Origin of the sequence: Nannocystis pusilla (genome assembly GCF_020073745.1) — a bacterium.
In the GTDB taxonomy this organism is placed as follows: Bacteria; Myxococcota_A; Polyangia; order Nannocystales; family Nannocystaceae; genus Nannocystis; species Nannocystis radixulma.
The window spans coordinates 70,059-94,576 of record NZ_JAIRAU010000011.1; the positions used below are offsets into that span (position 1 = coordinate 70,059).

Here is a 24,518-nt window from a genome sequence, read left to right on the forward strand (position 1 = left end):
GACCGCGACGTTCGTCGGTAGCGTGGCTCCCGGCGACGGCTCTGCGTCGTCGGCAGAATGGATAGAGGAGCCGGGACGCTGGGTCCGCCGACCCGGAACCCGGGCGCCTACACCTCCGACAACTTTCGCCTCCAGGGCGGCCTCTTCGCGCCAACGGGAATCCTCCATGACGATCGAACGACTCCTATCCTTGACGAAAAAGTGCTGCCTCGGCGTCGCCCTCGCTACCGCGTGGATGCTGCCCCTCGAGGCCAGCGCTCTCGCCGTGCCCGCCCTCGTCACCCACCAGGGCCGGCTCTTCGACGCCAACGGTGAGCCCGTCAGCGGCACCCAGGACCTCACCTTCGCCATCTACGACGCCGAGGTCGACGGCAACGAGATCTGGTCCGAGACCATCTCCGTCGACTTCGACGAGGGTTTTTTCTCGGTCCGCCTCGGCGAACAATTGGTGCTCGACGAGAACGTCTTCGACGGTTCGACTCGCTGGCTCGGCATCACCGTCGGCGCCGATCCGGAGATGACCCCGCGGGCCGCCGTCGTCAGCGTCCCTTATGCCATGTTCGCCGGCGACGTCCGCGGCGAGATCAACCCGACGAATGTCAACATTCAGGGCTTCGGTCAGGTCATCGACGAGAATGGTCAATGGGTCGGCGATCCCTCCGGTTTGATCGGACCCGCCGGCCCGCCCGGACCTGCCGGTCCCGCGGGCCCCGCCGGCGCGGAAGGTCCTGCCGGCGCGGAAGGCCCCGCCGGCCCCGCCGGTCCTGCCGGCCCCGAGGGCCCCGAAGGCCCCGCCGGTCCCGAAGGCCCCGTCGGTCCCGCCGGTCCCGCCGGTCCCGCCGGTCCCGCCGGTCCCGAAGGCCCGCAGGGTCCCGCCGGCGACGTCGGCCAGGCCGGCCCCGCCGGTCCTGCCGGCCCTGCCGGTCCCGAAGGCCCCCAGGGCGCCCAGGGCCCGCAAGGCGACATCGGTCCCGCCGGCCCGCAGGGCCCGCAAGGCGACCCCGGTCCCGCCGGCCCGCAGGGCCCACAAGGCGACCCCGGTCCTGCAGGCCCCGCTGGACCGCAAGGAGATGCAGGCCCTGCGGGCGCCCAGGGCCCGCAAGGCGACCCCGGTCCGGCAGGCCCCGCAGGCCCGCAAGGCGACCCCGGTCCGGCAGGCCCCGCGGGCCCGCAAGGCGACCCCGGCCCGGCAGGTCCTGCCGGAGCCGAGGGCCCACAAGGTCCGCAGGGTCCGCAAGGCGACGCCGGTCCTGCCGGTCCTGCAGGTCCTGCCGGGCCCGCCGGGCCTGTCGGACCCGCCGGCGCCCAGGGCCCGATCGGTCCCATCGGTCCCGCCGGTCCCGCCGGAGCGGTCGGTCCCCAGGGTCCCGCCGGCCCTGCCGGCCCTGCCGGAGCGGCCGGCCCCCAGGGTCCCGCCGGCGCCCAGGGCCCCGTCGGCCCCGCGGGGCCGTCCGGCATCGTCACCACTGGCAGTTACGCCGGAGCCATCGGCAACATCGCGCAGAACGGCGCCAATTGGATCTTCGCCGGCCCGACCACGATGGTCACGGTCGCAGCCGGCCAGCGTCTCACCGGATCGGCGGCAGCGAGCCTCGGCAAGCTCGCCGGGGCCACGCAGCTCGTCGACACCGACCTCTGTTACCGGCCCATCGCCGGGATGACCTTGACCAACTTCTCGGGCGCGAACCACGGCCGGGTCTGGATCTCCCTCAATGTCGCCACGGCCGCCGCGGCCGCGACGGTGACCCCCGCGGCCGGCACCTACGTCGTCGGCATGTGCGTCCGCCCCGGCGCCTCGGGCCTCAACGACCCGCTGATGCGCGTCACCGGCTGGATCCTCGTCACCAACTGAGACCGCGCGCGCCGCTGCCTCTGGCGGCGGCGCGCCTGCTCCGGCACTCTTGCCCTCCGCGTGTCGACTCCCACGGCCATCCTCCTCGCCGGCGTGCTCATCGCCGTGGCCCTGTTCCTCGGCCTCCGCGCGACGAACACGCCCCCGACGCCCGCGCCAGCACCCGCCGCCGCGCCCGACCCTTCACCTCCGCCCGCTCCGCCGCCGGTCGACCTCGCCGTCTCGCGGCAGCACGCCACCAACGCCCTCGCCTATCACCGCGGCACCCTGCGCCAGGACTGCTACCTCCCCGTCGTCGCGAGCGAGGCCGTCCCGCCGGCGCTCGACATCGAGTTCACCTTCACCTTCGACGCCGCCGGCGTGCAGGCCATGCGGGGCGTCGTCGAGACCAGCGCCGAGTCGCGGCCCACGGTCACGCAGTGCGTCCTCGACAAGCTGCCCCCGCTGCGGATCCCCGCGCCCGGCCAGGTCGTGACCGCCGTCGTCGTCCTGTCCTTTCCATAATGTCCCTTTCAACATGTCCCGGGGAGCATTCATGGCACCACGCCCCGCCGCCCTGATGCTCGCGCTCGCCGGCGGCGCCGCGATCCTCCTGTGGATCGGCCTGCGTTCGCGGGCCCAACCCGAGCCCGCCCCGGCGCCCGCGAGCGCCGGAGCCGCCGCGCTCGGCGTCGCCGCCGCCGACCACGACCCCGCGCGAGCGCTGCGGCCCGAGCTCGACGCCATCCCGCCCGCCGATCCGCCCGCGCAGCAGCGACCCGCCGACCCGCCGCCCGCCGCCGCGACGCGACCCGAGTCCGCAGATCCGCCCGCCGCGCCGATCGCCACCAGCCCCGAGCAAGCCGCGGCGGCCGCCGCCGGCGTCGCCGAGCAGCCGAAGATCGTCGCGGCCCTCCGCGCCGACTTCGACGCCCGCCGCGACGCCCTGCGCCGCAGCTGCTTCCCGCCGGGCTCGGACGTCGGGGCGACGTTCACGGTCGAGGCCTCCTACGCGCCCGACGGCACCATGTTGTCGCTCGGCGTCGGCGACGTGCCCGGCCTGCCGCGCGTCTCGACCTGTCTCATGGAACAGATCGTCCAAAAGCCCCCGGCGCTGCGCGAGCTCCCGGCCGTCCCCGTGACCGTCGCCGTGCCGATCGAATTCGCCGGTGCGAGGCTGCCCGAGCCGCCCTCGGGTCCCGACCCGAGCGACGACGGCCGGGTCGAGTCGTCCGTCGCGCCGCGCGGGTGACCTGGAGATCGTCGCTCCCCGCCCCCAAACGCATGTGAGGCGTTCTCGCCGAGAGGCGGGACCGCGAGCACATCGAGCGTCTCGCGGCCCAATTCGCGCCGCCCCGCCGAAGCCGCTCCGTTCGGCCGTTTTTGCCGTTTCCCTGACCTCGCGCGATTCCGCCGCGGCGAATCTCGCCCGTCGCCTCTGGCGAATCCGCGCTCGCCGGGGCCCGGTGTGGAGGCGTCGGACCACACTCGGGGACCTTCAAGCGGTGCGGTGGTTGTGAATAGCCTGTCTTCCGCTGGCGGGCCCCTGCGCGCCGCCTGGGATTGCATAGAGGAGAGATCATGCATTGGATGTCATGGATAGGAATTTCGGCCCACGGGCCGCCGCGGCCGTGGGCGACCCTCGGCGTCATCGCGCTGTTCGTCGCCGCGTGCGCCGACGACACGACGACCGTCACCGACACGGCGCAGGGGACGACCACGCAGACGACGGACGAGCCGACCTCGACGACCGACGAGCCGCCGACGACGACCGTCCCGACCACCACCGAGCCGCCGACCACCTCGAATACGGGCACCGACTCGACCACCGCCGTCGATCCGACGGCGACCACGATCGAGCCGACGACCACGACCGAGACCACCACCGACACGACGACCACCACGACGACGGACACCACCGACACCACCGACACCGACACCACCACCGGCGATCCGGTCAGCGGCAAGTCGATCACCCAGACCGTCAACAGCGGGACCATCGCCTCGAGCCCCAACTTCCGCATGGTCTTCACGCTGGGTCAGCCGACCCAGAACCAGGGCGTCTACACCTCCAACAACTTTCGCCTCCAGGGCGGCCTCATCGGCGCCAACGGGAATCCTCCATGACGTTCCAACGACTCCTATCCGTGACGAAAAAGTGCTGTCTCGGCGTCGTCCTCGCGACCGCGTGGATGACGCCCCTCGAGGCCAGCGCTCTCGCCGTGCCCGCCCTCGTCACCCACCAGGGCCGCCTCTTCGACGCCAACGGCTCGCCGGTCACCGGCACCCAGGACCTCACCTTCGCCATCTACGACGCCGAGGTCGACGGCAACGAGATCTGGTCCGAGACCATCTCCGTCGACTTCGACGAGGGTTTCTTCTCCGTCCGCCTCGGCGAACAATTGGTGCTCGACGAGAACGTCTTCGACGGCTCGACTCGCTGGCTCGGCATCACCGTCGGCGCCGATCCGGAGATGACCCCCCGGGCCGCCGTCGTCAGCGTCCCCTATGCCATGTTCGCCGGCGACGTCCGCGGCGAGATCAACCCGACGAATGTCAACATCCAGGGCTTCGGTCAGGTCATCGACGAGAATGGTCAATGGGTCGGCGATCCCTCCGGATTGATCGGACCCGCCGGTCCGCCCGGACCTGCCGGTCCCGCGGGCCCCGCGGGTGCGGAAGGCCCCGCCGGTCCTGAAGGCCCCGCCGGCCCCGCCGGTCCTGCCGGCCCCGAGGGTCCCGAGGGCCCCGAAGGCGCCGCCGGTCCCGAAGGCCCCGCCGGTCCCGCCGGTCCCGCCGGCCCCGCCGGTCCCGAAGGCCCGCAAGGTCCCCCCGGCGACGTCGGCCAGGCCGGCCCCGCCGGTCCTGCCGGCCCTGCCGGTCCCGAAGGCCCCCAGGGCGCCCAGGGCCCGCAAGGCGACCCCGGCCCTGCCGGTCCCCAGGGCCCGCAGGGTGACATCGGTCCCGCCGGCCCGCAGGGCCCGCAAGGCGATGTCGGCCCCGCCGGCCCGCAGGGCCCGCAGGGCGACCCCGGCCCCGCCGGCGCCCAGGGCCCGCAAGGCGACCCCGGCCCCGCCGGCGCCCAGGGCCCGCAAGGTGACGCCGGTCCGGCCGGTCCTGCCGGTCCGCAAGGCGACGCCGGTCCGGCCGGTCCTGCCGGCGCCGAGGGCCCACAAGGCCCCCCGGGCCCCCAGGGCGACGCGGGTCCTGCCGGTCCCGCCGGTCCCGCCGGCCCCGCCGGCCCTGCTGGGCCCGCCGGTGCCCAGGGTCCCATCGGTCCCGTCGGCCCCATCGGCCCCATCGGTCCTGCCGGTCCCGCCGGTCCTGCCGGCGCCGCCGGTCCCCAGGGCCCCGCCGGCCCGGTCGGTCCTGCCGGTCCCCAGGGGCCGGCCGGCGCGCAGGGTCCCCCGGGCCCGCAAGGTCCCACCGGCATCGTCGCCACGGCGTCCCTGGCCGGCGGCATCGCCAGCATCCCGGCCAACGCCAACTGGCAGTTCGCCGGTCCGACCGTGGACGTGAACATCGCTGCGGGGCAACGCCTCACCGGCACCGTCACCGCGGGCCTGGGCACGGGGATCTGGGATCAGGACATCTACGCCGATCTCTGTTATCGGCCCGTGGGCAACGGCGCCTTGACGAATTTCTCGGGTGCGAACTTCGTCCAGGTCGAGGTCACCTACTATCCCAGCAGCATCACCGCAGCGGGTACCGTCGTCCCGGGCGCCGGCACCTGGCAGGTCGGCATGTGCGTCCGCAACAGCCTCGGCGGCAACGCCTCGCTCGCGTTCAACAGCCGGGCCAACGGCTGGATCCAGGTCACCAACTGAGACCCGAGGCGTCCCGCTGCCGGCGGCGGCGGGACGCCTGTCTGGTCGACAGTCCACGTGTCCCCCATCCGCAACCCTCTTCGCCGGGGCGAGAGCCTCGGCCCGTTCCGCCGTCTTCTCGACCGCGGGCCGGACGAGCTCGCGGCTTCGGCATACGATCGGCCCGCGACCGACCCGTCCCCGGGCGCGTCCTCGATCAACCGCCTTTCCGCCGGCCCGCGTGAGCGCGACCTGGCGCTCGTCCTCTCCCTGAACATGCCGACCTGTCCCAAGGAACACTCATGGCGTCACGCGGCTTCTACCTCCTGAGCGCGCTTTTGGTCGGCAGCACCGGCTTCCTCGTGTGGCTCGTGTTCGACCACGGTGCCGCGAGCGATCCGCCGCGAGCCGCCGCCGCCGCCGACGCCGACGCCGACGCCGCGCTTGCGCTCGGTGTTCGCGCTGCCGACCACGACCCCGCGGGCGGCGTCGTCGAGCTGCCGACGGTCGGACCCCGGCTCGCCGACAGACAACCCCGCGTGCAGCCGCCGTCCGTACTCCCGGAATTGCCGCCGCAACCGCCCGCTCCGCCGCTGGTCGCCGATCCCGGCCTCAACGCCCTCAGCGCGGCGAGCATGGCCGCGCAGCCGAAGGTCGTCGCCGCCCTGCGCGCCGACCTCGACGCCCGCCGCAACGCCCTGCGCCAGGCCTGCTGGCCGCCGGGCTCCGACTACGCCGCGACCTTCACCGTCGAGACCACCTTCCTCGAGGACGGCACCATGGTCGCGCTCGGCATCTCCGACGTCCCCGGCATGCCCGGCGTCGGCAGCTGTATCATCGGACAGATCGGCCAGAAGCCGCCCGTGCTCCCCGAGGCCCCCGGCGTCAGCGTCACGGCCGCCGTCCCGATCGCCTTCGCCGGCGCCGGGCCGCCGCCGGCGGACGAATTGCCCGAGAGTCGGCCGCGCGATCCTCGAGGCTGACGCGAGCCCATCCCTGTCGCGGTGATTCGGCGACTGTTCGTGCGAGGCGCGGTCGCCCAAACACGATTTCCTCGTCCTGTGTCGCCTCGCGGCGCAGAGCCCCTCGCGATCGACGAGCGTCGCCAGACGGAGATCGCCGCCGCGAGGCCCCACGCGAGATGTGCGGAGCGCTCGCCCTTCCGTGCACCCGTCGGGGCGTCGCCCAGCATCCGATGGGAGGTGCCATTTGCCGGCGCGATGCGTCGCAGCGGCAGCCTCGACGCAATCGTCGTTCTTGCCCTATTTGCATTGACAAACACTGTTAACATGGCGAGTCGACAAAACGCGTTCGTCTCCTCACGAGCAGTCTCCGGTTGACCACGCTCGCAGGCCCTTCTGCAGGTCGGGGACTTGTGGATAGTCTCCGCGCACCGACGAGCCTGAGTGTGTCGTCGGCAGAATGGATAGAGGAGCCAGGATGCAATGATGATATGGATAGGAACATCGGCCCATGGGCCGCCGCGCCCGTGGCTGGCGCTCGGGCTCGTCGCGCTGCTCGGCGCGGCGTGTGCCGACGACAGCACCACGGTCACCGAAACGACGCCCACGACCACGGATAGCACGTCGACGACGGACGAACCGCCGACGACCGTGCCGACCACCACGGAGCCGCCGACGACGACGACGACGGGCACGGACTCGACCACCTCGGTCGAGCCGCCGACGACCACGATCGAGCCGACGACGGAGACCACGACCGACACGACGACGACGACGACGTCGACGACGTCGACGACGGACACCACCGACACCACCGACACCGACAGCACGACCGGCGACCCGGTCAGCGGCAAGTCGATCACCCAGACCGTCAACAGCGGGACCGTGGCCGCGAGCCCCAACTTCCGCATGGTCTTCACCCTGGGTCAGCCGACCCAGAACCAGGGCGTCTACACCTCGAGCAACTTTCGACTGCAAGGCGGCCTCATCGGCGCCAACGGGAACCCTCCATGACGATGCAACGATCCGGAATTATCACGAAGAAATGGTGGTTGGGCACGCTCCTCGCGGCCGCGTGGATGATGCCGCTCGAGGCCAGCGCGCTCGCGGTCCCCGAGCTCGTCACGCACCAGGGTCGCCTGTTCGACGCCAACGGCGAGCCCATCTCCGGCACCCAGGATCTCACCTTCAGGATCTACGACGCAGAGGTCGACGGCAACGAGATCTGGTCCGAGACAATCTCGATCGACTTCGACGAGGGTTTCTTCTCGGTGCGCCTCGGCGAGCAGCTCGCGCTCGACGAGAACGTGTTCGACGGCTCGACCCGCTGGCTCGGGATCACCGTCGGCGCCGACCCGGAGATGACGCCCCGCGCCGCGATCGCCAGCGTCCCCTATGCCATGTTCGCCGGCGACGTCCGCGGTGAGATCAACCCGACGAATGTCAACATCCAGGGCTTCGGCGCGGTCATCGACCAGGAAGGCAAGTGGGTCGGCGATCCGAGCGGTCTCGTCGGACCCGCCGGTCCGCCCGGACCCGCGGGTGCTGCAGGACCCGCCGGCGCGGTCGGTCCTGCCGGTCCCGAGGGCCCCGCCGGTCCCGCCGGCCCCGCCGGTCCCGTGGGCCCCGAGGGTCCCGCGGGTGCCGCCGGCCCCGCCGGCGCCGATGGTGCCGCCGGCCCCGCCGGCCCCCCCGGTGAACCCGGCCCCGCCGGTCCCGCCGGCGCCGATGGTGCGCCGGGCCCCGCCGGCCCGCCGGGACCGCAGGGCCCGCAGGGTCTCCAGGGCCTCCAGGGCCCGATGGGTCCCGCCGGTCCCGCCGGCGCCGTCGGCCCGCAGGGTCCCGAAGGTCCGGCCGGCGCCGTCGGTCCGCAGGGCCCCGAAGGCCCGGCTGGCGCCGTCGGTCCTGCCGGTCCGGTCGGCCCGCAGGGTCCCACCGGCATCGTCGCCACCGCGACCTTCGCCGGGCAGACCGCAGGATACGCGGCCGGCAGCAACACGTGGCTCTTCGTCGGCCCGACCGCCGTGGTCAACACGCAGGCGGGACAGCGGATCACCGGCACGGCCGAGGCGTCGCTCGGGCTCGACCTCACCAACACGTTCGCGAGCTACGCCGACATCGACCTCTGTTATCAGGACGTCAACGCGGCCGCGCTCACGTCGTTCAACGGTGACCTCGCCGTGAACCACATGTTCCTCGGCGCTGGACTCGCGTATGTGGGGACCGGCAGCGTCGTCCCGGGCGCGGGCAGCTGGAACGTCGGACTGTGTATCCGCAACTCCGGCACCGAGGACATCGTCTGGAACGATCGCGTCAACGGCTGGGTGATGGTCACGAACTGAGGACCGGCACTCCGAAGCCCCGACGCCGCTGGCGTCGGGGCGCCCTTTTTGGCACCCTCCACCCTCCTTGTCGACCTCGACGGCCATCCTCCTGGCAGGAGCCATGATCGCCCTCGGCCTGTTCTTCGGGCTCCGGGGCCTGACGGCGAGCGCGCCGGAGCCGACTCCGACGAGCGCGCCCGCGCCTCCGCCCGCAGAGGCGGCCCCCGTCGCCGTGGTCGTCGACCTCGAGACCTCGCGCCGGCACGTCGCCAACGCCCTCGCGTATCACCGCGCCACGCTGCGCCAGGACTGCTACCTGCCTGGAGTCGCAGGGCAGCAGCCGCCGCCGGCGCTCGAATTCGAGTTCAACTTCACCTTCGACGCCGGGGGCTTCCAGGTCACGCGAGGCCTGGTCGAGAAGGGCCGCAAGTATCCCCCGGAGATCACGGCGTGCATGCTGGCCAAGCTGCCGCCCCTGCGGATCCCGCGGCCCGGCCAGGTCGTGACTGCGACGATCCCCCTGTCATTCCCCTGATGGCCTTCAAGACATGTCCGGAGGATCTTCATGGCCTCGCGTAGCTTCTACCTGACGGGTGGCGCCCTGCTCGCCGGCACCGCGACCGCGCTCGTGTTGTGGAGCCGCCACGCGCCCGCGCCATCGGCCGAGCCGTCTCCTTCCGCCTCGGGCCCGTCCGACTCCCGCGATCCCGGGGCGCTCGGCGTCCGCGCCGCGGACCACGACCCCGCCAATCTCCCGGCCGACCCGCCCAGCGAGCGGTCCCGCGACACGCGCCGGATCGGCAATCCGTTCCAATTGAGCCAGCGAGTGGAGCGGCCCGCCCGTCCAGATGCGCCGCCTGGCCCGCCCGCGCCGCCGGTCGCCGCCAGCCCGGGCCTGAACGCCGAGAGCGAGGCCAGCGTGGCCGCTCAACCCAAGGTCGTCGCCGCCCTGCGCGCCGACCTCGACCGCCGTCGCGACGCCTTGCGCAAGTCGTGCTGGCCGCAGGGTTCGGACGCCGCGGCCACCTTCACCGTCGAGGCCACCTACGCCGCCGACGGCACGCTCGTCGCCCTCGGAACCTCCGACGTCGCGGGCATGCCCGGCGTTGGCACCTGTCTGACAGGACAGATCGCGCAAAAGCCCCCCACCCTCCCCGAGCCCCCTGGCGTCCCCGTCACCGTCGCCGTCCCCATCGCCTTCGCCGGATCGGGGCCGCCGCCAGCGCCACCCACTCGCGCGGCGTTGATGCCGACGCCGAGTACCGGGTCTCGCTGATCGGACTCCGGCGAAGACACCGAGCCGAGGATCGCTCCATTCGCAGGTCGCTGCGACATCGATCGCTCGCCCCGACGATGTCCGGTACCGCTCGGAGCGACGCGCAGTTCCCAGGAGCTGCTCATTCGCAGGTTCCACCGAGCTCGATCTCACCTCCGGCGATATCGCGTACAGCTCGGAGCGGCGCGCAGTTCCGAGGCGCTGCTCATTCGCAAGTTCCTGCCCCGAGCTCGATCTCACCCCGGCGATATCGCGTAGCCGCCCGAGCCGGGCGCCGCTGCGGGGCTTTCCGCCCGGGGAAGGCCGATATCCAGGTCGCCGACTCACGCGCAGCGACTGCGCCGCGTGAGCCTCGCTGTCGCCGCGCGCCCTCCGGTTTACGTTGATAATCACCGCCGATTGGGGCGCGCTCACCTCGAGCAACCTCGGCCGCGCGTGCTTGCCGGTTCGGCCCTGGCGCAAGACGATGGCCGGCATGCACAACGACCCTGGTCCTCATCTTCAGCGCGCGCGGCGGATCCGCGAGGAAGTCATCGTTCCGCACGCCTGCGACGTCGATCGCGGCGTGTTTCCGCGGGCCGGCATGCGGGCGCTGGGCGCCGCCGGGCTGCTCGGGCTCCTGAGCGCCGAGGAGGTCGGGGGCGCCGGCCTCGGTTTGCGCGCCGCCGCGGAGGTCGTCGAGCTGATGGCCGGCGCCTGTGGTTCGACGGCCATGGTCTTGTGTATGCATTATTGTGGCGCCGTGGTGATCGAGCGCCACGGGCCGCGGGCCGTCCGCGCCGCCATCGCCGCCGGCGATCACATCACCACCCTCGCCTTCTCGGAGGCCGGCTCGCGCAGTCACTTTTGGGCCCCGCAGGGCACCGCGCGGGCCGTCGGCGGCAAGATCCGCCTCGACGCCGACAAGAGCTGGTCGACCTCCGCGGGCCAGGCCGACAGCTACGTGTGGTCGAGCCAGCCGCTGGCCGTCCAGGAGCTCAGCACATTGTGGCTGGTCCCCGCCACCGCGCCGGGTCTCACCATTCCGCGCCCGTTCGACGGCCTCGGGCTGCGCGGCAATTCGTCGGCGCCGATCCGCGCCGAGAACGTCCTCGTCGACGAGTCGGCCATGCTCGGCCCCGACGGCGGCGGGCTCGACATCATGATGGCCACCATCCTCCCCCACTTTCAGGTCCTCTCCGCCGCCTGCTACATCGGCATCGCCGGCGCCGCCGTGGCCGGCGCCATCGCCCACACCACGCGCGCCCGCTTCTCGCACATCGATCAGACCCTCGCCGACCTGCCGACGATCCGCGCCTTCGTCGCTCGTTGCATCGTCAAGCGCGACATGGCCCGCGCCCTGCTCGCCGACACCCTCGCCGCCCTCGAGACCAACCACCCCGACGCCCAGTTGCGCGTGCTCGAGGTCAAGGCCGCCGCCGCCGAGGTCGCCACCGAGGTCACCGATCTCGCCATGCGGATCTGCGGCGGCGCGGCCTATCGCAAGGACGTCGGCATCGAGCGCCACTTCCGCGACGCCCACGCCGCGACGGTGATGTCCCCGACCACCGACTTGCTGTACGACTTCATCGGCAAGCACGCATGCGGCATGCCGATGCTTTGAAGCGAACCCCGTTCCCGGCTTCCTGGGTCCCCTGTGCATCAAGACGGTGTTCCGAGCGGGGGAGCGAATTCACAAATCGATGGAGCTTCGCGCTCGGCCGCGGCAGGCCTCCGCTCGGGCCCCTTGACGAGGCCGACACGTCGCGACGGCGCAGGTGCGGGTCAATCGATGGAGGGATATCGAGCGCGCCTACGCGCACGTGGCGGCGTCCCTCGAGCGGTAGGCGGGCGAGAGCGGCGGCTGACGGCGATCGGAGTCGGGTCTTGAGCTGCGCGTCGAGCTCGACGTCTCGGCAACGACGCCGCTGTCGGTGAGGAGCCGGAGCCCTCGAACGCTGGGGCGCAAGATCGGTGTGCGGCAGATTGCTTGCGCGGGCCAGGCAATGAACAACTTTTGGGTCCCGCTACGGGAGGAAGGGACAAGAAGAGACCGTGAGACGCGGAGATCGTGAAACGCTACGCCGAATCTCATTCGAGCCCGCGCTGCTCGTCGTGGTTGCCACCGTCCTCGGGAGCGGCTGCGACCCCTATCATTCGTGTACAGCCAAGGAAGGTGCGCTCGGCCAGGCCTGCGAGGGGGAGGGCTGCGCGGTCGCCGTCGACATCGAGGTCACCTGTCCGGACGACGCGATCGCCGAACAGGTCGAGCTAGCGATCGATGATCAGGGCGTCTGGGGCAACTTCTATGTCGGTCCCGAGGGCGGCTGGCGCTCGTTCCGGAGCCAGCAAGCGGGGTTCTCGTGGACCCAGCCCGCGCCGGGCCTCGGTTTCGCCGGCCAGGAGGCCGACGGGACCGTGTATCGCTATCTCGACAGCCCGGGGTACCTGCGGTCGACGGCGAGCGGCTGGGAGGAGGTCGCGGTCCCGGATCTGCCGGTCAACTTCGTCGGCAGCGAGGGCTTCCGCGTCCGGCCCGACAGCGCCGGCAACCTCTACGCGTCGTTCCGGACCGGCGACGAGTCCGGGCAGCTTCGATTTGCCAGCAAGGCCGGCGACGTGTGGTCCTGGACGTCGCTGGGATCCTGGGATCCCAATACGATCGGGGAATACGTCGGCAAGGACGCGTGGGACCGGGCCTTCTCGCTGATCCACACCGGCGACTGGGACGGCGGCCCGCAGGTCCTCCTGAACTTCGCGCATTTCGACAGCATGCCGGTCGGCGAGAGCGGTGAGCTGGGCCGGGTGGCCAATCCGCCCCGGCCCGCGTCCGGCGGCGACGCTCCGATCGCCACGCTGCGGCGAGCGCAGGGCGCCCACAAGCTGCTGTCGGTCGTCGACGGCGATAATTGGACAGAGACGGCGATCCCCGGCACCGCGCCGATCAGCGGCGGCTGTCCCGCTGTATACAACGCCGCTGACCCGACGTGCCCGCCCTGCCACGCCGAGCTGGAGGGCATCGAGGACGGCGCGTACCAGCTCGCGCGCATCAGCGGGGGGCAGCTGTGGGGCGCGTGGTTCGTGACCCGGGCCGCGATCGACGTGACCTACACCCCCGAGCCGCGCGCCTCCGGGTGGCGATGCGTGGGCACCAGCAGCGCGAGCGCCTCGGGCACGCTCCACCTCGCCGAGCTGGGCGCGGACGGCTCGTTGGGGCGGACCCTCGCGTACGAATTCGAGGATGTCGGATTCGTCGGCACCTTCGGCGGGCGCGAGATGGCGATCGCGGCGTTCGGCCAACGAGTCGCGGTGATGTTCGGGTCCCGTCAGGCCTCCAGCAGCGGCCTGGGCCTGCGTCTGCTGGTGTTCGACACCAGCAAGATCCCGTGAGACACTGCGCGACGTGTATCGGGCTCGCACCTCGGCTCGCACTCGGTCCCCTCACATTCGCAGTTGTGGCCGGGGATGAATCATGTCGGAGATACCGCCCGAGGCTGCCGATCTGCTGTTTCCGGCCACCCTCGATTTGTATTACTCGTGGAACCATACATGGGGCGTCGACGAGAACATCTCCGAGATTTTGCGCGCATTTCCGCAGTTCTCGTCGAGCCGCGATCGGCTGGTGGAGGAGGCAAAGCGATTGCTTCGCAACAGGAGGCGGCCGTTCAACGGAGAGTTTCATCTCTTCAGAGAGGAAGAGGACGCGATGATCGGGCGTGTGCGCCGGGCCCAGGCGGTCGACCTGGCCCACGTGGTCCGCTGGACCGGCTCGAATACGCCCTGGGGCGGCGAGGCGGAGCCGGGTGATGGGTCCTAGCTAGGTCGCGTCCTGCCGTTTGGCTGCCTGCGGCGGCTCCGCCGCCGGCTGGAGCGCGGCGGGCCGCGGCGTGTCCAGCCACGAGCTCCCTCCCGCGCGGGCGCACGCGCCCAACCTTTCCTGGATCCATGGCGGAACCGGCCGGCGAGCATTATGTGTCGCCCGTGACCAGCACAACGGACCACGAACTCGGGCTCCTCATCGGGGTCCTGCCCGCCGAGCTGCAGAGCGCCGTGCACGCGCTCCCGCCGGCGCAGTTGCTCGAGGTGGTGATGGACCTCGGTCGCACGCCCGAGGCCCGGCTCGAGGGCCGTGCCGAACGCCTCGCTGGCACGCCGGTCAGCCGCGCGGATATCGACGCTGTGCTCAGGGGGTTGAGCCCCGTGGGCGAGGACAACCGCACCGGCATCGAGGGCACGCTGCACCGGATCTCGGTCATCCGGAACCGGCGCGGCGACGTCGTGGGGCTGACCCTCCGCGTCGGGCGCGCGGTGGTCGGCGCGATCGAGCTGCTGCGGGACCTGGTCGAGACCGGGCAGAACGTGCTGCTGCTGGGCCGGCCGGGCGTCGGCAAGACGACCAAGCTGCGGGAGATCGCGCGCGTGCTGGCCGACGACCTGGGCCGGCGCGTCGTCGTGGTCGACACCTCCAACGAGATCGGCGGCGACGGCGACGTGCCGCACTCCGGCATCGGTGCCGCGCGGCGGATGCAGGTGCCGCGGCCCGACCGCCAGCACGCAGTGATGATCGAAGCGGTCGAGAACCACATGCCCGAGGTGATCATCGTCGACGAGATCGGCACCGCGGCCGAGGCCGCCGCCGCGCGCACCATCGCCGAGCGCGGGGTGCAGCTCATCGGTACGGCGCACGGCAACACGCTCGAGAACCTGATTTTGAACCCGACCCTCTCGGACCTGGTCGGCGGCGTGCACACCGTCACGCTCGGAGACGAGGAGGCGCGGCGGCGACGCTCCGCAAAGACGGTGACCGAGCGCCGAGGCGCTCCCACCTTCGACGTCGTGATCGAGATGGTCGGGCGCGACGAGATCGTGGTCCACCACGACGCGGGCGCCGCGGTCGACCGGTTGCTCGCCGGCGAGGCCGTGAGGGGCGAGCGCCGGCAACCGGGCCGCGCGCTCGCGTCCGCCGTCCCCGCGGCCGCGCCCGAGGCCCCTGCCGCGCCCGCCACCCGCGCTCGCGTGGGGCACCCGGCCACGTGGGAGGGCCCGGTGCGGATCTACCTGCACGCGATCAGCCGCGACCTCCTGGTCCGCGCGCTGCGAGACGTCGCCGCGGACGCGCGGATCGTGAACAACCCCGAGCACGCGGACATGATCTTCGCGCTGCGCGCCCGGGCGGACGACCAGAAGATCCGCCGGCTGGCGGAGGACGGTCGGCCGGTGCACACGGTCAAGCGCAACAGCGGTTCGGAGCTGCGACGCGCGCTGCAGGCCGCCTTCCCGACCGTGCCGGGCATCGATGACGAGCTCGTCCGCGAGGCCATCGTCGAGCTCGAGCAGGCGATCGAGCGAGCCGTGCGCGAGAACATCACCGTGGCGCTGCGGGCTCAGCCGCCGCCACTGCGCAAGGTGCAGCACCGATTCGCGGCCCGGCACCACCTCATCGAGGTCTACTCCGAGGGCAACGAACCCTTCCGCCACCTGGTCGTTCGCCCCGCCGAGGGCGACGATTTCGACGAAGACGAGGCGGTCGCGCCCTGACCCTCGCCCTGGAACCGTCCGGTCTGTCGCGCCCGAAACGTGCAGCAGTTCACGGAGCGCTATCGGCAGCGCCCGGCCGGCTCCCTGTCGCCCTCGCGGCCGTGCTCGTGGGGATCATGACGCCGCGGCACCTGCCCCGGCTTCATGTGATTCGATCTGTCCTTCATCGGCAACATGCGTGCGGCCTGCCGAGGCTGCGTCGACCGATGCGCGGATACGCCGGCGTTGCGGTTCGTCGTCGGTGGCGATAGCTTGGCGTTCATGCTCGAGCCACACGAGGTCGTCTCGCCGATGGAGCACGGATGTCGCCGGCGCGACGCGTTCACCGGTGAGCCGGCATGACGGCCCCTCGCATCGAACCCGGCGGCCTCGAGGAGCTCGGTCTCGTCAACTGGCTGCTGTGCCGCGTACTCTCGCGGGCGGCCGGCGTCCGCGACGCTCGCCTCTTTAGCACCCTCGGGCGCCAGCGCGGGCTCTTCCGCGCCTGGCTGCGCTTTGCCGGGCGCTTGATGCCCGGCGGCACGCTGTCGCGTCACGAGGCCGAGCTCGTGATCTTGCGGGTCGCCCACCTGCGACAGTGCGCCTACGAGTTCGATCATCACCTGCGGCTCGGTCGCCGCGTCGGCGTCGGCCCCGAGCAGGTCGAGCGGCTCCTCGCCGGCCCGACGGACCCGGGCTGGAGCGACCGCCACCGCGCCCTCCTCGCCGCCGTCGACGCCCTCGTCACGACGAAGAACATCGGCGACCCCGAGTGGGCGGCGCTCTCGTCCCACTACAGCGAGCCGCAGCGGATCGAGCTGTGCATGCTGGTCGGCCACTACGAGCTGCTCGCCACCACGATCGCCACCCTCCGGATCGACCGCGACTTCTGAGCGGCCTTTATTCGGCCGACGGCAGCGGCGACACGCCCGGGCCCGCGCCGGCGAGCGTCGCCGTGGCGATCCGCAGCATCACACGCCGTGCCCGGGCGAGGCTCGCGTCGCTCACCCGGCGCCCCTCGTCGCCCTCCTCGAGCACGAGCCGCACCACGCCCTCGAGCGCGAGCAAGAGCCCGCGGACGAGCAGCGGATCGACCTGCTCGCGCCGGCCGTCGCCCGCGCCGATCAGTAGCTCGACGAGCGCCGCGTGGGTCTCCATCCTCCGCGCGTGCAGGGGCGACTCGTGTCGCTGCGCCTCGCCGCCGAGGACGAAGATCAGGCGCCCGAACTCACGCGCGTTGTCGAGGTGCGCGTCGACGCAGCGCTCGAGCTGACGCAGCGGGGCGGGCTCCTCCCGGACCGCCTGGCGACAGGCCGCCACCAGCTGCTCCGTCCCGAACTCGTACAGCGCAGCCGCGACGTCCTCCTTGCTCCCGTACAGGCGATAGAACGTCCGCCGCGACACGCCCGCTGCGACCAGCAGGTGCTCGACCGAGGTCGCTCGCAGCCCGCGCTCCGCGAACGTCAGCGCGGCCCCGGCGAGGATCATCAGACGCGCCTGGTCCTCGCCGAGCTGCATGCCCGGCGCCCGGGTGGACTTCGACTCGTGAACGCGGGGCGGCATGTCGTGGGGCCGCAGCGTAACCCTCCGATCGTCCGCTGCCGAGGACTTGACTCATGGTATACACGATGTTTACTGTCCTCTCCCCGTGCAGCTCGCCACCTCGCCGATCCCGCGCGGCCTCGCGCTGACGGCCCCCGCCTCGTTCACGCGGCTCGCCTGCGGCCCGCCGGGCGTCGACACGGCCGGTGCGTCGGGCTCGTCCGGCGGAGACTGGTCCGGCGTGCGCCCATGAAGGTCCGCGGCAAGAAGTGCCTGATCACCGGAGCCGCCAGCGGCATCGGCCGCGCGACTGCCCTCGCCGCGGCCGCGCGGGGCGCCGACCTGTTCCTGACCGACATCGACGGCGCAAAGCTGGCGGCGGTCGTCGGCGAGGTCCAGCGCGCAGGCGGACGGGTGAGCGCACACGCGGCGTTCGACATCGCCGACCTCGCGGCCGTGCGCCGCTTCGCCGACGCCGTCCACGCCGCGCACCGCAGCCTCGACGTCGTGATGAACATCGCCGGCATCTCGGTGTGGGGCCTCGTCGAGGAGCTCGAGCCTGCGCACTGGCAGCGCGTCGTCGACGTCAACCTGATGGGGCCGATCCACGTGATCCAGTGCTTCATCCCGCCGATGATCGCCGCCGGTCGCGGCGGCCACCTCGTCAACGTCGCCTCGGCCGCGGCCTTGTTCGGTCTGCCGTGGCACGCGGCCTACAGCGCCAGCAAATTCGGGCTACGCGGCCTGTCCGAGGTCCTGCGCTTCGACCTGCGACGCCATGGCATCGGCGTCAGTCTCGTCTGTCCCGGCGCCGTCGATACGCCGCTCGTCGACAGCGTGCAGATCTTCGGCGTCGACACCTCCCGGCCCGACATGGTCGAGCTGCGGCGCCGCTTCCGTCGCCACGCGGTGACGCCCGCGGCGGTCGCCGAGGCGATCCTCCGCGGGGTCGAGCGCGACCAATACATGGTCTTCACCTCGCTCGATATCCGCGTCGGCCACTGGTTCCAGCAGAAATTCGCGCTCCCCTACGAGTGGCTCATGCGTCGCCTCAACGACCGCCTCCACCGCCTCCGGTCGATGTGAGGCGGCGAGGGTCGCGGAAGGACGCGCGCGCTCAGGGCACCCGGAGCGTGCAGCTCGCCGGGTAGCCCTCGAGACCGTCGCTCAGGTACGGAGATGGTTGCCCGGCCCGGTGGGCCGAGAGGAACACGCCGATGAGCTCGGGCGGGACCTCGGGGTGCAGCGTGTGACCTTGCATGTGCGCGCAATCGACGACGGTGCGGCCGCCGGCGGCGAGGAACGGGAGGGCCGCCTGGGCCGAGGCCTCCAGATCGAGGATGTTCAGGACGGTGACGTCGGTCGGCCCGCCGTGGGTGAGGAGCACGGTGCCGCCGACCGCCGGGTCGAGGGCGGGCCAGTCCCAGTCGATGTCGAAGATGTTGACGAGGTCGGCCTGGGACGGGTCGTTGAACCAGGCGCCGGACTCCGAGACGATCGTGGTGATCAGCTCCGGGTAGCTCGAGTGCAGCAGGTTGGTCATGACCGAGCCGGCCGAGAAGCCGAAGGAGTAGATCCGCGCCGCGTCGATCTCGTACTGCGCGTCGAGGCAACCGAGCACCGCCTCGAACAGGGCGAGGTCGACGTTGTCCGGAGCCGCGCCGCCGGCGATATCCCAGTCGAGCCCCAGCGGCGGCGGCAGGCCCGAATCCTCCGGGGTGATCACGACCACCGGCAGCGCTGGATCGGCATCGGGGTCGAGGCCCACCGCGGCCCTGAAGTTCATCGCCGAGTCGCCGTAGCCGTGCCACGAGAACACCACGCCGAGCGGCCGATCGACATCGGCCGGGAAGTCGGCGAGAAAGGTACGGCTCGCGCCGCCGACGTCGATGCTGTTCATGCCAGAGCCGATCGCACCGCCGGGGCAGACGAACGGGATCGCCGGCGCCTCGCCGCCCGTCGTCGAGGCCTCGCCGTCCGTCGTCGAAGCCTCGCCGTCCGTCGTCGAGGCCTCGCCGTCCGTCGTCGGCTCGGCGGTGTCGTCGGTCGTGCCGCTCGTGGTGGGCTGGATCTCGCCGCTCGTGCCGCTGCCGCTCTCCGTGGTCCCGGCGGCCCCGGCGGTCCCGGTGGTGCTCGAGTCGCTCGCCTCACCGAAGGTCGCGGAGGTCCCGGGTTCGCTCGCGCACGCGGATGCGAACGAGACGGTCAAGCATCCGATGCGGAGCGCCGGGTGGACGAGGGGGCGTGAGATCATATCCATTCGTCATGGATACCATGAAACCGGCGCGTGTACACAATTCTTCTCGACGCCGGTGACAGCACCATTGCGCGGTGCGGTCAATCGGCCCCGGCATTCCACCGAGACACGATCAGGGGCAGCTCGTGCAGGTTCGAGTCGGGTGGATGTACGCGCCGCACCAGGGGACATGTCCTCATTAACATGTCTCGGGAGACAGTTCGATCACGGCCCGCCGTTCGCGGTCCAGCCGGCCAGGATCCCGTGGTCCTCGAGCGCGGTCGAGCGGTAGATGGCGACGTGCGTGTGCGTGTCGTGGCCGACGCCGTCGTAGGGCACGCCGTCGACGCTCCAGCCGCTCGAGTCCGACCAGTAGCGGACGTTGATGCCGTCGTAGGAGCCGATGACCTCGGCGATGCCGGTGATGTCGTCGTTGGCGATCCTGGGGATCAGCCACTTGAGCCAGTCGCGCGAGGCCGGCCAGTCCATGCCGATGTCGATCGCCGCCGCGTGCCACTGGCACACCGGGGCGTTGGCCGCGCCCTGCATCGAGTAGTCGTCGTCCGGGAGGTTGGCCGCCGGGACGTGATAGCCGTAGGTGTGATTCGCGTCGCCGCAGATGCCGAGGAAGGTGCCGCCGATGCCGGCCAACCGCTGCTTCTCGATCACCAGCGCCGGCGGCTGGGTGCACGGCGCGGCACATTCGTCGCCGCCGCCGTCGTAGCCGCACACCCCGCCGATGCACAGCAGGTTGCCGCAGCAGTCCTCGCCGTTGGGGGTGACGCACGAGACCCCCTCGCCGCCGCAGCACACCTGGCCGAGCGTGGTCGTGCTGCACTCGAGCCCCGGGCAGCACTGCGCGACGTCGGTGCACGCCTCCGTCTGCGCCAGGCACATCGTCCCGCTGTCGCCCGAGCTGCCGGTATCGGCCATCATCGTCGTGGCGTCGGCGCCGGTGGTCGGGTTCGCGGTCGACATGCCGCCGGAGTCGGCATCGCTCGAGCTGCCAGGGCCGCTGTCCTCGCTACTGCTGCCGCTCGCCGAGCTGGTCGCCGACGTGCCAGACGCCGAGACCGGAGTCGTGGTCGCGTTCGTCAGATCGACGTCTCTGCCGTCATTGCACGCACTCACCAACGCCATGACGCCCAGGAGTCTTCGCATCGGACACCTCCATGCGCAGGAGACCACGAATCGGGCCCTGATACCACCGAAAGATCACCGGCGGAGTCGATATTTCGAGTTGGGTGCCACGAGCCCCGCGAGCCCACCACAACCGCCTGCGCACCCGCTCGCGTCGACGGCGCTCACGACCCTGTCGATGTGTCGCCTCGCCGGCGACGCCGCGACAGCAGGAGCGCGAGGGCAGCCATCATCCCCGCCCCGCCGCCGCGCGAATGCGTGCACCCGCAACCGTCCTCCTGCTCCAAGCCCGGCGGCAGCCCGTCGGTATTGGTGGCAGGGCCCGGCCACGAATCAGGCCCGCCGCCGCTGCTGCTGTCGAGCCCGGTGCTCCCCGGCCAGCCGCCCGTCGGCTGCTCGCCGGTGAGCTCGCCGTCGCTGTCGCCGGGGCCGGTGGTCTCGCCGCCGTCGATCCGTTCGATGCGCAACGCGTCGCACGCGATCGCCACCTCGAGCGATTCGAGCTCACCGGTGTTGTCGTTGATGCGGACCCAGTGATCCGCGCCGGCGTTGAACGAGAATTCGCCGAGGTCGAGCCAGCCGCTCGCCAGCGACTGATTGCCGGGCACCGCGGACTCCCCGCCGGCGTGGTTGACGCGATACGTCAATTGTTGCGTCTCGCCGTAGGGCTGCTCGATCCACGTCGACAGCCGGTAGGTCCCGGACTCGGCGAAGTACATGCGCCAGACCGCGTAGTTCGCCGGCTCGGCCCACTCGGTGGCGGCCGTCCAGCGCAGCGAGCCGCCGTGGCCGACGGCCACGTCGCGCCAGTACTCGAGCGGGCCGTACAGCTCGAGGCAGGCCGCGTCGTTGTCGATGGTCCCGCCCTCGGGGCCGATCACCCCGCACGGCGGGCAGTCCTCCGGGCAGTTGTACGGCGTCTCGGCGATGCACTTGCCGTCGCCGCACACCGCGGCGCCGACCGCGTGCCCGAGCAGCGCATCGACGTTGCCGTTGAACAGGTCGGTGTCGACCGCGCCGTCGATGCCGGCGACGGTGCCGCAGTCGCAGGTCTGGTGGACCGTCCAGCTCGGCCACGCGTCGGGCACCAGCGGGCAGCCGGGGTTGTAGTTGGCGATCCACAGCGGGTGGTCGGCGAACTCGCCGCTGCCCACATTGTCGTTCCAATAGTAATATCCGGTGTAGATGAACGGCACCGTGCCGGTGGCCGCCTCGACGTGATCGAGCCACGCGCGGATGGCGTCGACGTACTGCCCCTGCGGCACGGTATTGGCGCTCTCGACGTCGATCATCGGCGGCATGTCGCCCGGCTGCAGCGGCCCGAGGTTGTCGAGCAGGAGCTGGGCCTGGGCGATCGGGTCCTCGCCGGGCTCGAAGTATTGATAGACCCCGGTGTGGATCCCGGCCGCGCGCGCCCCGGCGAGGTTGGCGGCGAATTGCGAGTCGAGGACGGCCGTGCTGTGCGACACACGGACCCACGCGAACATCACGCCGTCGGCCGCGACCGCGTTCCAGTCGATCGTGCCCTGGTAGACCGACACGTCGATCCCGAAGAGCGTCTCGCCGGCGGCGCACACCTGGCCCTCGCTCGCCGCGGGCGGGCGGTCGGCGAGGCCGAGCCCGTCGCCGAGAGCATTGCCGTACGGACGCGCGCTCAGGCCGGCGAGTACGAGGATCAGGGTCGGGGAAAGCGAGGGCATGGCGGATGATCGTACCCCGCGGCGCGGGGCTCGAGCGTGTTCCGGCGCCGTCACCTTCGTGGGGCCCTCGCGTGACGAGGAGGGCTGAACCCGCGGAGATCGGAGGTGGCCGTGCACTGATGGTATATGTGTCGTATACCATCAGTCAACCCCGTTCGCAGAGAGCTGACGCGGGGTCCGATCAGGTCATACTGTCGCGGCGAACATGGTGACTCGCAACGACAGGCCCGCGAAGGCCGTCCGTGAACCGCTCGGCTCGGGCGTTCGCCGAGCGCGTCCGATCAGGGGATCGAGACATCGACGAAACCCTGCACACCGTCGTAGGGGACGGAGGCGCAGATCGCGTTCGCCCAGTCGTTGCCCACGGCCGAGCAGATCCGCAGCTCCTTGACGTCCTGCAGGGCGACGTTGTTGCCGGCGGTCGGGCACGCGCCGGTGAAGACGTACGAGATGTCGGTGCCGAGGACCGACTCGCCGGCGCAGGGGGCGACCCACGTATCGTCGGTGCGGCGGACGTCGAGCGAATACTCGGTGCCGGTGACCTTCTCGTTCCAGTGCAGCTCGACGGCCGCCGCGGTGCCGCCGGGGATCGGCAGGAACAGCTGATCGCTGAACCCGTCGTACGGTTGCTCGACGGGATCTTGCCAGATGCCGTCGTCGGAGTAGTACAGGCGGAAGGCGGCGACGTCGCTCTTGGCGACCCTCACGTCGCCGGCGCTCGGACAGATCCCGGCGAAGCGGACGCTGGTCGCCGAGCCGAGCAGGGCGTCGGCGATGCACGGCCCGTAAACGCCGCCGTCGCGCGTGACGACGTCGAGCGAGTATTCGTGGCCCGGCAGGCGGGGCCAGCGGAGATCGACGAAATTGAGGCCGTGGATCGAGCCGTCCGGCTTGAAGGCGATCCGCTGCTTGTGGGTGCTCCGGTCGGTGAGGTTGCCGCCGCCATCGAACGAACCGACATGGAACACGTTGAAGAACTCGCCGCGACGCTCGACGATCGAGTTGTGGCCGTGGGTCTCGACGAGGATGTCGGCGGACGTGCGGATCGGGACCGAGTGGCGACGGACAGCCCGGCTCCGCGTCAGGTCGCCGACGGCGTCGGAGACGACGTGGAACATCGCGTACTGGCTGTTGAAAAAGCCGGTGCTGAAGCTGAGGTAGTGCTTGCCGGCCCGCGCGAACACGTCGGGGGCCTCGTTGATCTGCTCCTCGAACGGCTGGACCGCGAACAGCGCCGGACCGGCGTGGTGGGTGACGGCGTCGGGGTTGGAGAACGGGAACGAGGAGATGTTGTTGCCGCCCTGGAACCACACGTAGAAGAGCCAGCGCTCGGCGCCGTCGTCGAAGGCGGCGGCGTCGATGCGGATCGCCCGGCTGCAGCCCTCGGGCGGGCAGCCGGAGGCGATCCGCGTGCGCGGCCACGGGGTGCCGTCGTGGATGAGCTCGGGGACCCCGAACTCGAGATCGAGGGTCGGGGCGGAGGTGTGAAACGTGGCGACGTCCTGGGCAGCGCCGGGCGGACAAGCCGCGCCGCTGGCCACCCGATGGGCCGAGAAATAGAGGTGATAGGCGCCGTCGTGCCGGGTCAGATCGGGGGCCCAGATGTAACAATAATCGTGGGCCGGATCGAGCGCGGCCGGGTCGTAGATCTTCTTCTCGTGGAATTCGAGGAGGTCGGTCGACTCGTAGATCGGGAGAGTGAGGCTGCTGCCGGTGCCGGTCAACAGGAACAGGTCGTCGTGCTCCTTGTAGATGTCGGGGTCGGCGAGGCCGGGCATCAGCAGGGTGCGGCTGTAGAAGTCGGCACCCCGGCCGTCGCAGCGGCCGCCGGTGAAGCCCTCGTCGCAGGCGCAGGTGACCCCGTCGGGCCCTTCGGCGCACACGCCGTGGCCGTGGCAGGTGTCGGCGGCGCAGGTCTCGTGGACGCATACGCTGTCCTTCAGGACCTGTCCTGGCGGACATGGACAATCGGGGCTGGTGACGTCCGGACAGCCCGGCTCGTCGCCGGTCGGCCCGGTCGTGTCGCCGGTGGAGGTCGGAGGCGAGGTCGAGGTCGAGGTCGGCAGGCCGCCGGTCGAGCCGCCCGTGGCCTCGCCGGGGCTGCCGGTGCCCGGATCGCCGACGGGGCCGGCGATGACGCCACCATCATCGAAGCAGGCGGCGGAGGCGAGGATACACGCCAGCGGGGCCAAGCGCAGGCGCATG

At 71.6% G+C, this 24,518-nt stretch carries 22 protein-coding genes; 17 read left to right on the forward strand and 5 right to left on the reverse strand.

The genetic code is table 11. The features are described 5' to 3' along the window. Positions 1 to 190: 190 nt before the first annotated feature. From K7C98_RS11870 to K7C98_RS11940, 15 genes are all read left to right on the forward strand, one after another. Positions 191 to 1,852 (forward strand): collagen-like protein, encoded by a 1,662-nt coding sequence (locus K7C98_RS11870; RefSeq protein WP_224191726.1) that lies wholly within the window; start codon positions 191 to 193, stop codon positions 1,850 to 1,852. Between the two features lie 60 nt (positions 1,853 to 1,912). Further along, a complete protein-coding gene (locus K7C98_RS11875) occupies positions 1,913 to 2,356 on the forward strand; it encodes a hypothetical protein (RefSeq protein ID WP_224191727.1) in 444 nt (147 codons plus the stop codon). Between the two features lie 31 nt (positions 2,357 to 2,387). Beyond that, positions 2,388 to 3,083 (forward strand): hypothetical protein, encoded by a 696-nt coding sequence (locus tag K7C98_RS11880; RefSeq protein ID WP_224191728.1) that lies wholly within the window; start codon positions 2,388 to 2,390, stop codon positions 3,081 to 3,083. 329 nt (positions 3,084 to 3,412) lie between these two features. After that, entirely contained in the window at positions 3,413 to 3,958 is a 546-nt protein-coding gene (locus K7C98_RS11885; protein WP_224191729.1) for a hypothetical protein, read from the forward strand. Between the two features lie 20 nt (positions 3,959 to 3,978). After that, complete coding sequence (locus K7C98_RS11890; RefSeq protein WP_224191730.1) at positions 3,979 to 5,658, forward strand: collagen-like protein; 1,680 nt, start codon at positions 3,979 to 3,981, stop codon at positions 5,656 to 5,658. 281 nt (positions 5,659 to 5,939) lie between these two features. Continuing rightward, positions 5,940 to 6,620 carry a hypothetical protein gene (locus K7C98_RS11895; protein WP_224191731.1) on the forward strand — a complete coding sequence of 227 codons (681 nt, stop codon included), beginning with the start codon at positions 5,940 to 5,942 and terminating at the stop codon, positions 6,618 to 6,620. Positions 6,621 to 7,085: 465 nt separating this feature from the next. Then, positions 7,086 to 7,613: a hypothetical protein gene (locus tag K7C98_RS11900; RefSeq protein WP_224191732.1), complete on the forward strand. Its 528-nt coding sequence runs from the start codon at positions 7,086 to 7,088 to the stop codon at positions 7,611 to 7,613. Continuing rightward, positions 7,610 to 8,941, forward strand: coding sequence for a collagen-like protein (locus K7C98_RS43510; protein ID WP_263429432.1), 1,332 nt, complete (start codon positions 7,610 to 7,612; stop codon positions 8,939 to 8,941). The genes K7C98_RS11900 and K7C98_RS43510 overlap by 4 nt, the downstream gene beginning before the upstream one ends. Positions 8,942 to 9,008: 67 nt before the next feature. After that, positions 9,009 to 9,458 carry a hypothetical protein gene (locus tag K7C98_RS11910; RefSeq protein ID WP_224191733.1) on the forward strand — a complete coding sequence of 150 codons (450 nt, stop codon included), beginning with the start codon at positions 9,009 to 9,011 and terminating at the stop codon, positions 9,456 to 9,458. A 30-nt stretch (positions 9,459 to 9,488) separates the two neighbouring features. Then, positions 9,489 to 10,199: a hypothetical protein gene (locus tag K7C98_RS11915; protein WP_224191734.1), complete on the forward strand. Its 711-nt coding sequence runs from the start codon at positions 9,489 to 9,491 to the stop codon at positions 10,197 to 10,199. A 475-nt stretch (positions 10,200 to 10,674) separates the two neighbouring features. Further along, positions 10,675 to 11,802: an acyl-CoA dehydrogenase family protein gene (locus tag K7C98_RS11920; RefSeq protein WP_224191735.1), complete on the forward strand. Its 1,128-nt coding sequence runs from the start codon at positions 10,675 to 10,677 to the stop codon at positions 11,800 to 11,802. 491 nt (positions 11,803 to 12,293) lie between these two features. Then, the gene (locus K7C98_RS11925) at positions 12,294 to 13,568 is read left to right on the forward strand and encodes a hypothetical protein (RefSeq protein WP_224191736.1); all 1,275 of its coding nucleotides are present in this window, start codon (positions 12,294 to 12,296) and stop codon (positions 13,566 to 13,568) included. A gap of 82 nt (positions 13,569 to 13,650) precedes the next feature. Next, positions 13,651 to 13,995, forward strand: coding sequence for a hypothetical protein (locus tag K7C98_RS11930; RefSeq protein WP_224191737.1), 345 nt, complete (start codon positions 13,651 to 13,653; stop codon positions 13,993 to 13,995). A gap of 164 nt (positions 13,996 to 14,159) precedes the next feature. Next, positions 14,160 to 15,716 (forward strand): R3H domain-containing nucleic acid-binding protein, encoded by a 1,557-nt coding sequence (locus K7C98_RS11935; RefSeq protein WP_224191738.1) that lies wholly within the window; start codon positions 14,160 to 14,162, stop codon positions 15,714 to 15,716. A 338-nt stretch (positions 15,717 to 16,054) separates the two neighbouring features. Then, positions 16,055 to 16,588 carry a carboxymuconolactone decarboxylase family protein gene (locus K7C98_RS11940; RefSeq protein ID WP_224191739.1) on the forward strand — a complete coding sequence of 178 codons (534 nt, stop codon included), beginning with the start codon at positions 16,055 to 16,057 and terminating at the stop codon, positions 16,586 to 16,588. A 7-nt stretch (positions 16,589 to 16,595) separates the two neighbouring features. Here the strand turns inward: K7C98_RS11940 and K7C98_RS11945 are convergent, their stop codons facing one another. Then, a complete protein-coding gene (locus K7C98_RS11945) occupies positions 16,596 to 17,258 on the reverse strand; it encodes a TetR/AcrR family transcriptional regulator (protein WP_224191740.1) in 663 nt (220 codons plus the stop codon). An 85-nt stretch (positions 17,259 to 17,343) separates the two neighbouring features. Between K7C98_RS11945 and K7C98_RS11950 the strand changes: the two genes are divergently transcribed. Both K7C98_RS11950 and K7C98_RS11955 read left to right on the forward strand, forming a co-directional pair. Next, a complete protein-coding gene (locus tag K7C98_RS11950) occupies positions 17,344 to 17,490 on the forward strand; it encodes a hypothetical protein (RefSeq protein WP_224191741.1) in 147 nt (48 codons plus the stop codon). Next, positions 17,487 to 18,323, forward strand: a complete 837-nt coding sequence (locus K7C98_RS11955) for an SDR family oxidoreductase (protein WP_224191742.1) — start codon at positions 17,487 to 17,489, stop codon at positions 18,321 to 18,323. The genes K7C98_RS11950 and K7C98_RS11955 overlap by 4 nt, the downstream gene beginning before the upstream one ends. A gap of 31 nt (positions 18,324 to 18,354) precedes the next feature. Here the strand turns inward: K7C98_RS11955 and K7C98_RS11960 are convergent, their stop codons facing one another. The 4 genes from K7C98_RS11960 to K7C98_RS11975 form a co-directional block, all read right to left on the reverse strand. Next, entirely contained in the window at positions 18,355 to 19,491 is a 1,137-nt protein-coding gene (locus tag K7C98_RS11960) for a PHB depolymerase family esterase (RefSeq protein ID WP_224191743.1), read from the reverse strand. 207 nt (positions 19,492 to 19,698) lie between these two features. Continuing rightward, positions 19,699 to 20,451: a hypothetical protein gene (locus K7C98_RS11965; RefSeq protein WP_224191744.1), complete on the reverse strand. Its 753-nt coding sequence runs from the start codon at positions 20,449 to 20,451 to the stop codon at positions 19,699 to 19,701. A 326-nt stretch (positions 20,452 to 20,777) separates the two neighbouring features. Continuing rightward, positions 20,778 to 22,313 (reverse strand): GH25 family lysozyme, encoded by a 1,536-nt coding sequence (locus tag K7C98_RS11970; protein ID WP_224191745.1) that lies wholly within the window; start codon positions 22,311 to 22,313, stop codon positions 20,778 to 20,780. Positions 22,314 to 22,594: 281 nt separating this feature from the next. Beyond that, on the reverse strand, positions 22,595 to 24,517 hold the full coding sequence (locus tag K7C98_RS11975; RefSeq protein WP_224191746.1) for a family 43 glycosylhydrolase: 1,923 nt from the start codon (positions 24,515 to 24,517) through the stop codon (positions 22,595 to 22,597). Position 24,518: the final 1 nt, after the last annotated feature.

What these genes read in the sequence shown, in the direction of transcription:
- K7C98_RS11975 (WP_224191746.1), bottom strand. Translation starts at nt 24,517, where the DNA reads ATGCGCCTGCGCTTGGCCCCGCTGGCGTGTATCCTCGCCTCCGCCGCC.
- K7C98_RS43510 (WP_263429432.1), top strand. Translation starts at nt 7,610, where the DNA reads ATGACGATGCAACGATCCGGAATTATCACGAAGAAATGGTGGTTGGGC.
- K7C98_RS11970 (WP_224191745.1), bottom strand. Translation starts at nt 22,313, where the DNA reads ATGCCCTCGCTTTCCCCGACCCTGATCCTCGTACTCGCCGGCCTGAGC.
- K7C98_RS11885 (WP_224191729.1), top strand. Translation starts at nt 3,413, where the DNA reads ATGCATTGGATGTCATGGATAGGAATTTCGGCCCACGGGCCGCCGCGG.
- K7C98_RS11895 (WP_224191731.1), top strand. Translation starts at nt 5,940, where the DNA reads ATGGCGTCACGCGGCTTCTACCTCCTGAGCGCGCTTTTGGTCGGCAGC.
- K7C98_RS11915 (WP_224191734.1), top strand. Translation starts at nt 9,489, where the DNA reads ATGGCCTCGCGTAGCTTCTACCTGACGGGTGGCGCCCTGCTCGCCGGC.
- K7C98_RS11940 (WP_224191739.1), top strand. Translation starts at nt 16,055, where the DNA reads ATGACGGCCCCTCGCATCGAACCCGGCGGCCTCGAGGAGCTCGGTCTC.
- K7C98_RS11945 (WP_224191740.1), bottom strand. Translation starts at nt 17,258, where the DNA reads ATGCCGCCCCGCGTTCACGAGTCGAAGTCCACCCGGGCGCCGGGCATG.
- K7C98_RS11960 (WP_224191743.1), bottom strand. Translation starts at nt 19,491, where the DNA reads ATGATCTCACGCCCCCTCGTCCACCCGGCGCTCCGCATCGGATGCTTG.
- K7C98_RS11955 (WP_224191742.1), top strand. Translation starts at nt 17,487, where the DNA reads ATGAAGGTCCGCGGCAAGAAGTGCCTGATCACCGGAGCCGCCAGCGGC.
- K7C98_RS11965 (WP_224191744.1), bottom strand. Translation starts at nt 20,451, where the DNA reads ATGTCGACCGCGAACCCGACCACCGGCGCCGACGCCACGACGATGATG.
- K7C98_RS11900 (WP_224191732.1), top strand. Translation starts at nt 7,086, where the DNA reads ATGATATGGATAGGAACATCGGCCCATGGGCCGCCGCGCCCGTGGCTG.
- K7C98_RS11930 (WP_224191737.1), top strand. Translation starts at nt 13,651, where the DNA reads ATGTCGGAGATACCGCCCGAGGCTGCCGATCTGCTGTTTCCGGCCACC.
- K7C98_RS11920 (WP_224191735.1), top strand. Translation starts at nt 10,675, where the DNA reads ATGCACAACGACCCTGGTCCTCATCTTCAGCGCGCGCGGCGGATCCGC.
- K7C98_RS11880 (WP_224191728.1), top strand. Translation starts at nt 2,388, where the DNA reads ATGGCACCACGCCCCGCCGCCCTGATGCTCGCGCTCGCCGGCGGCGCC.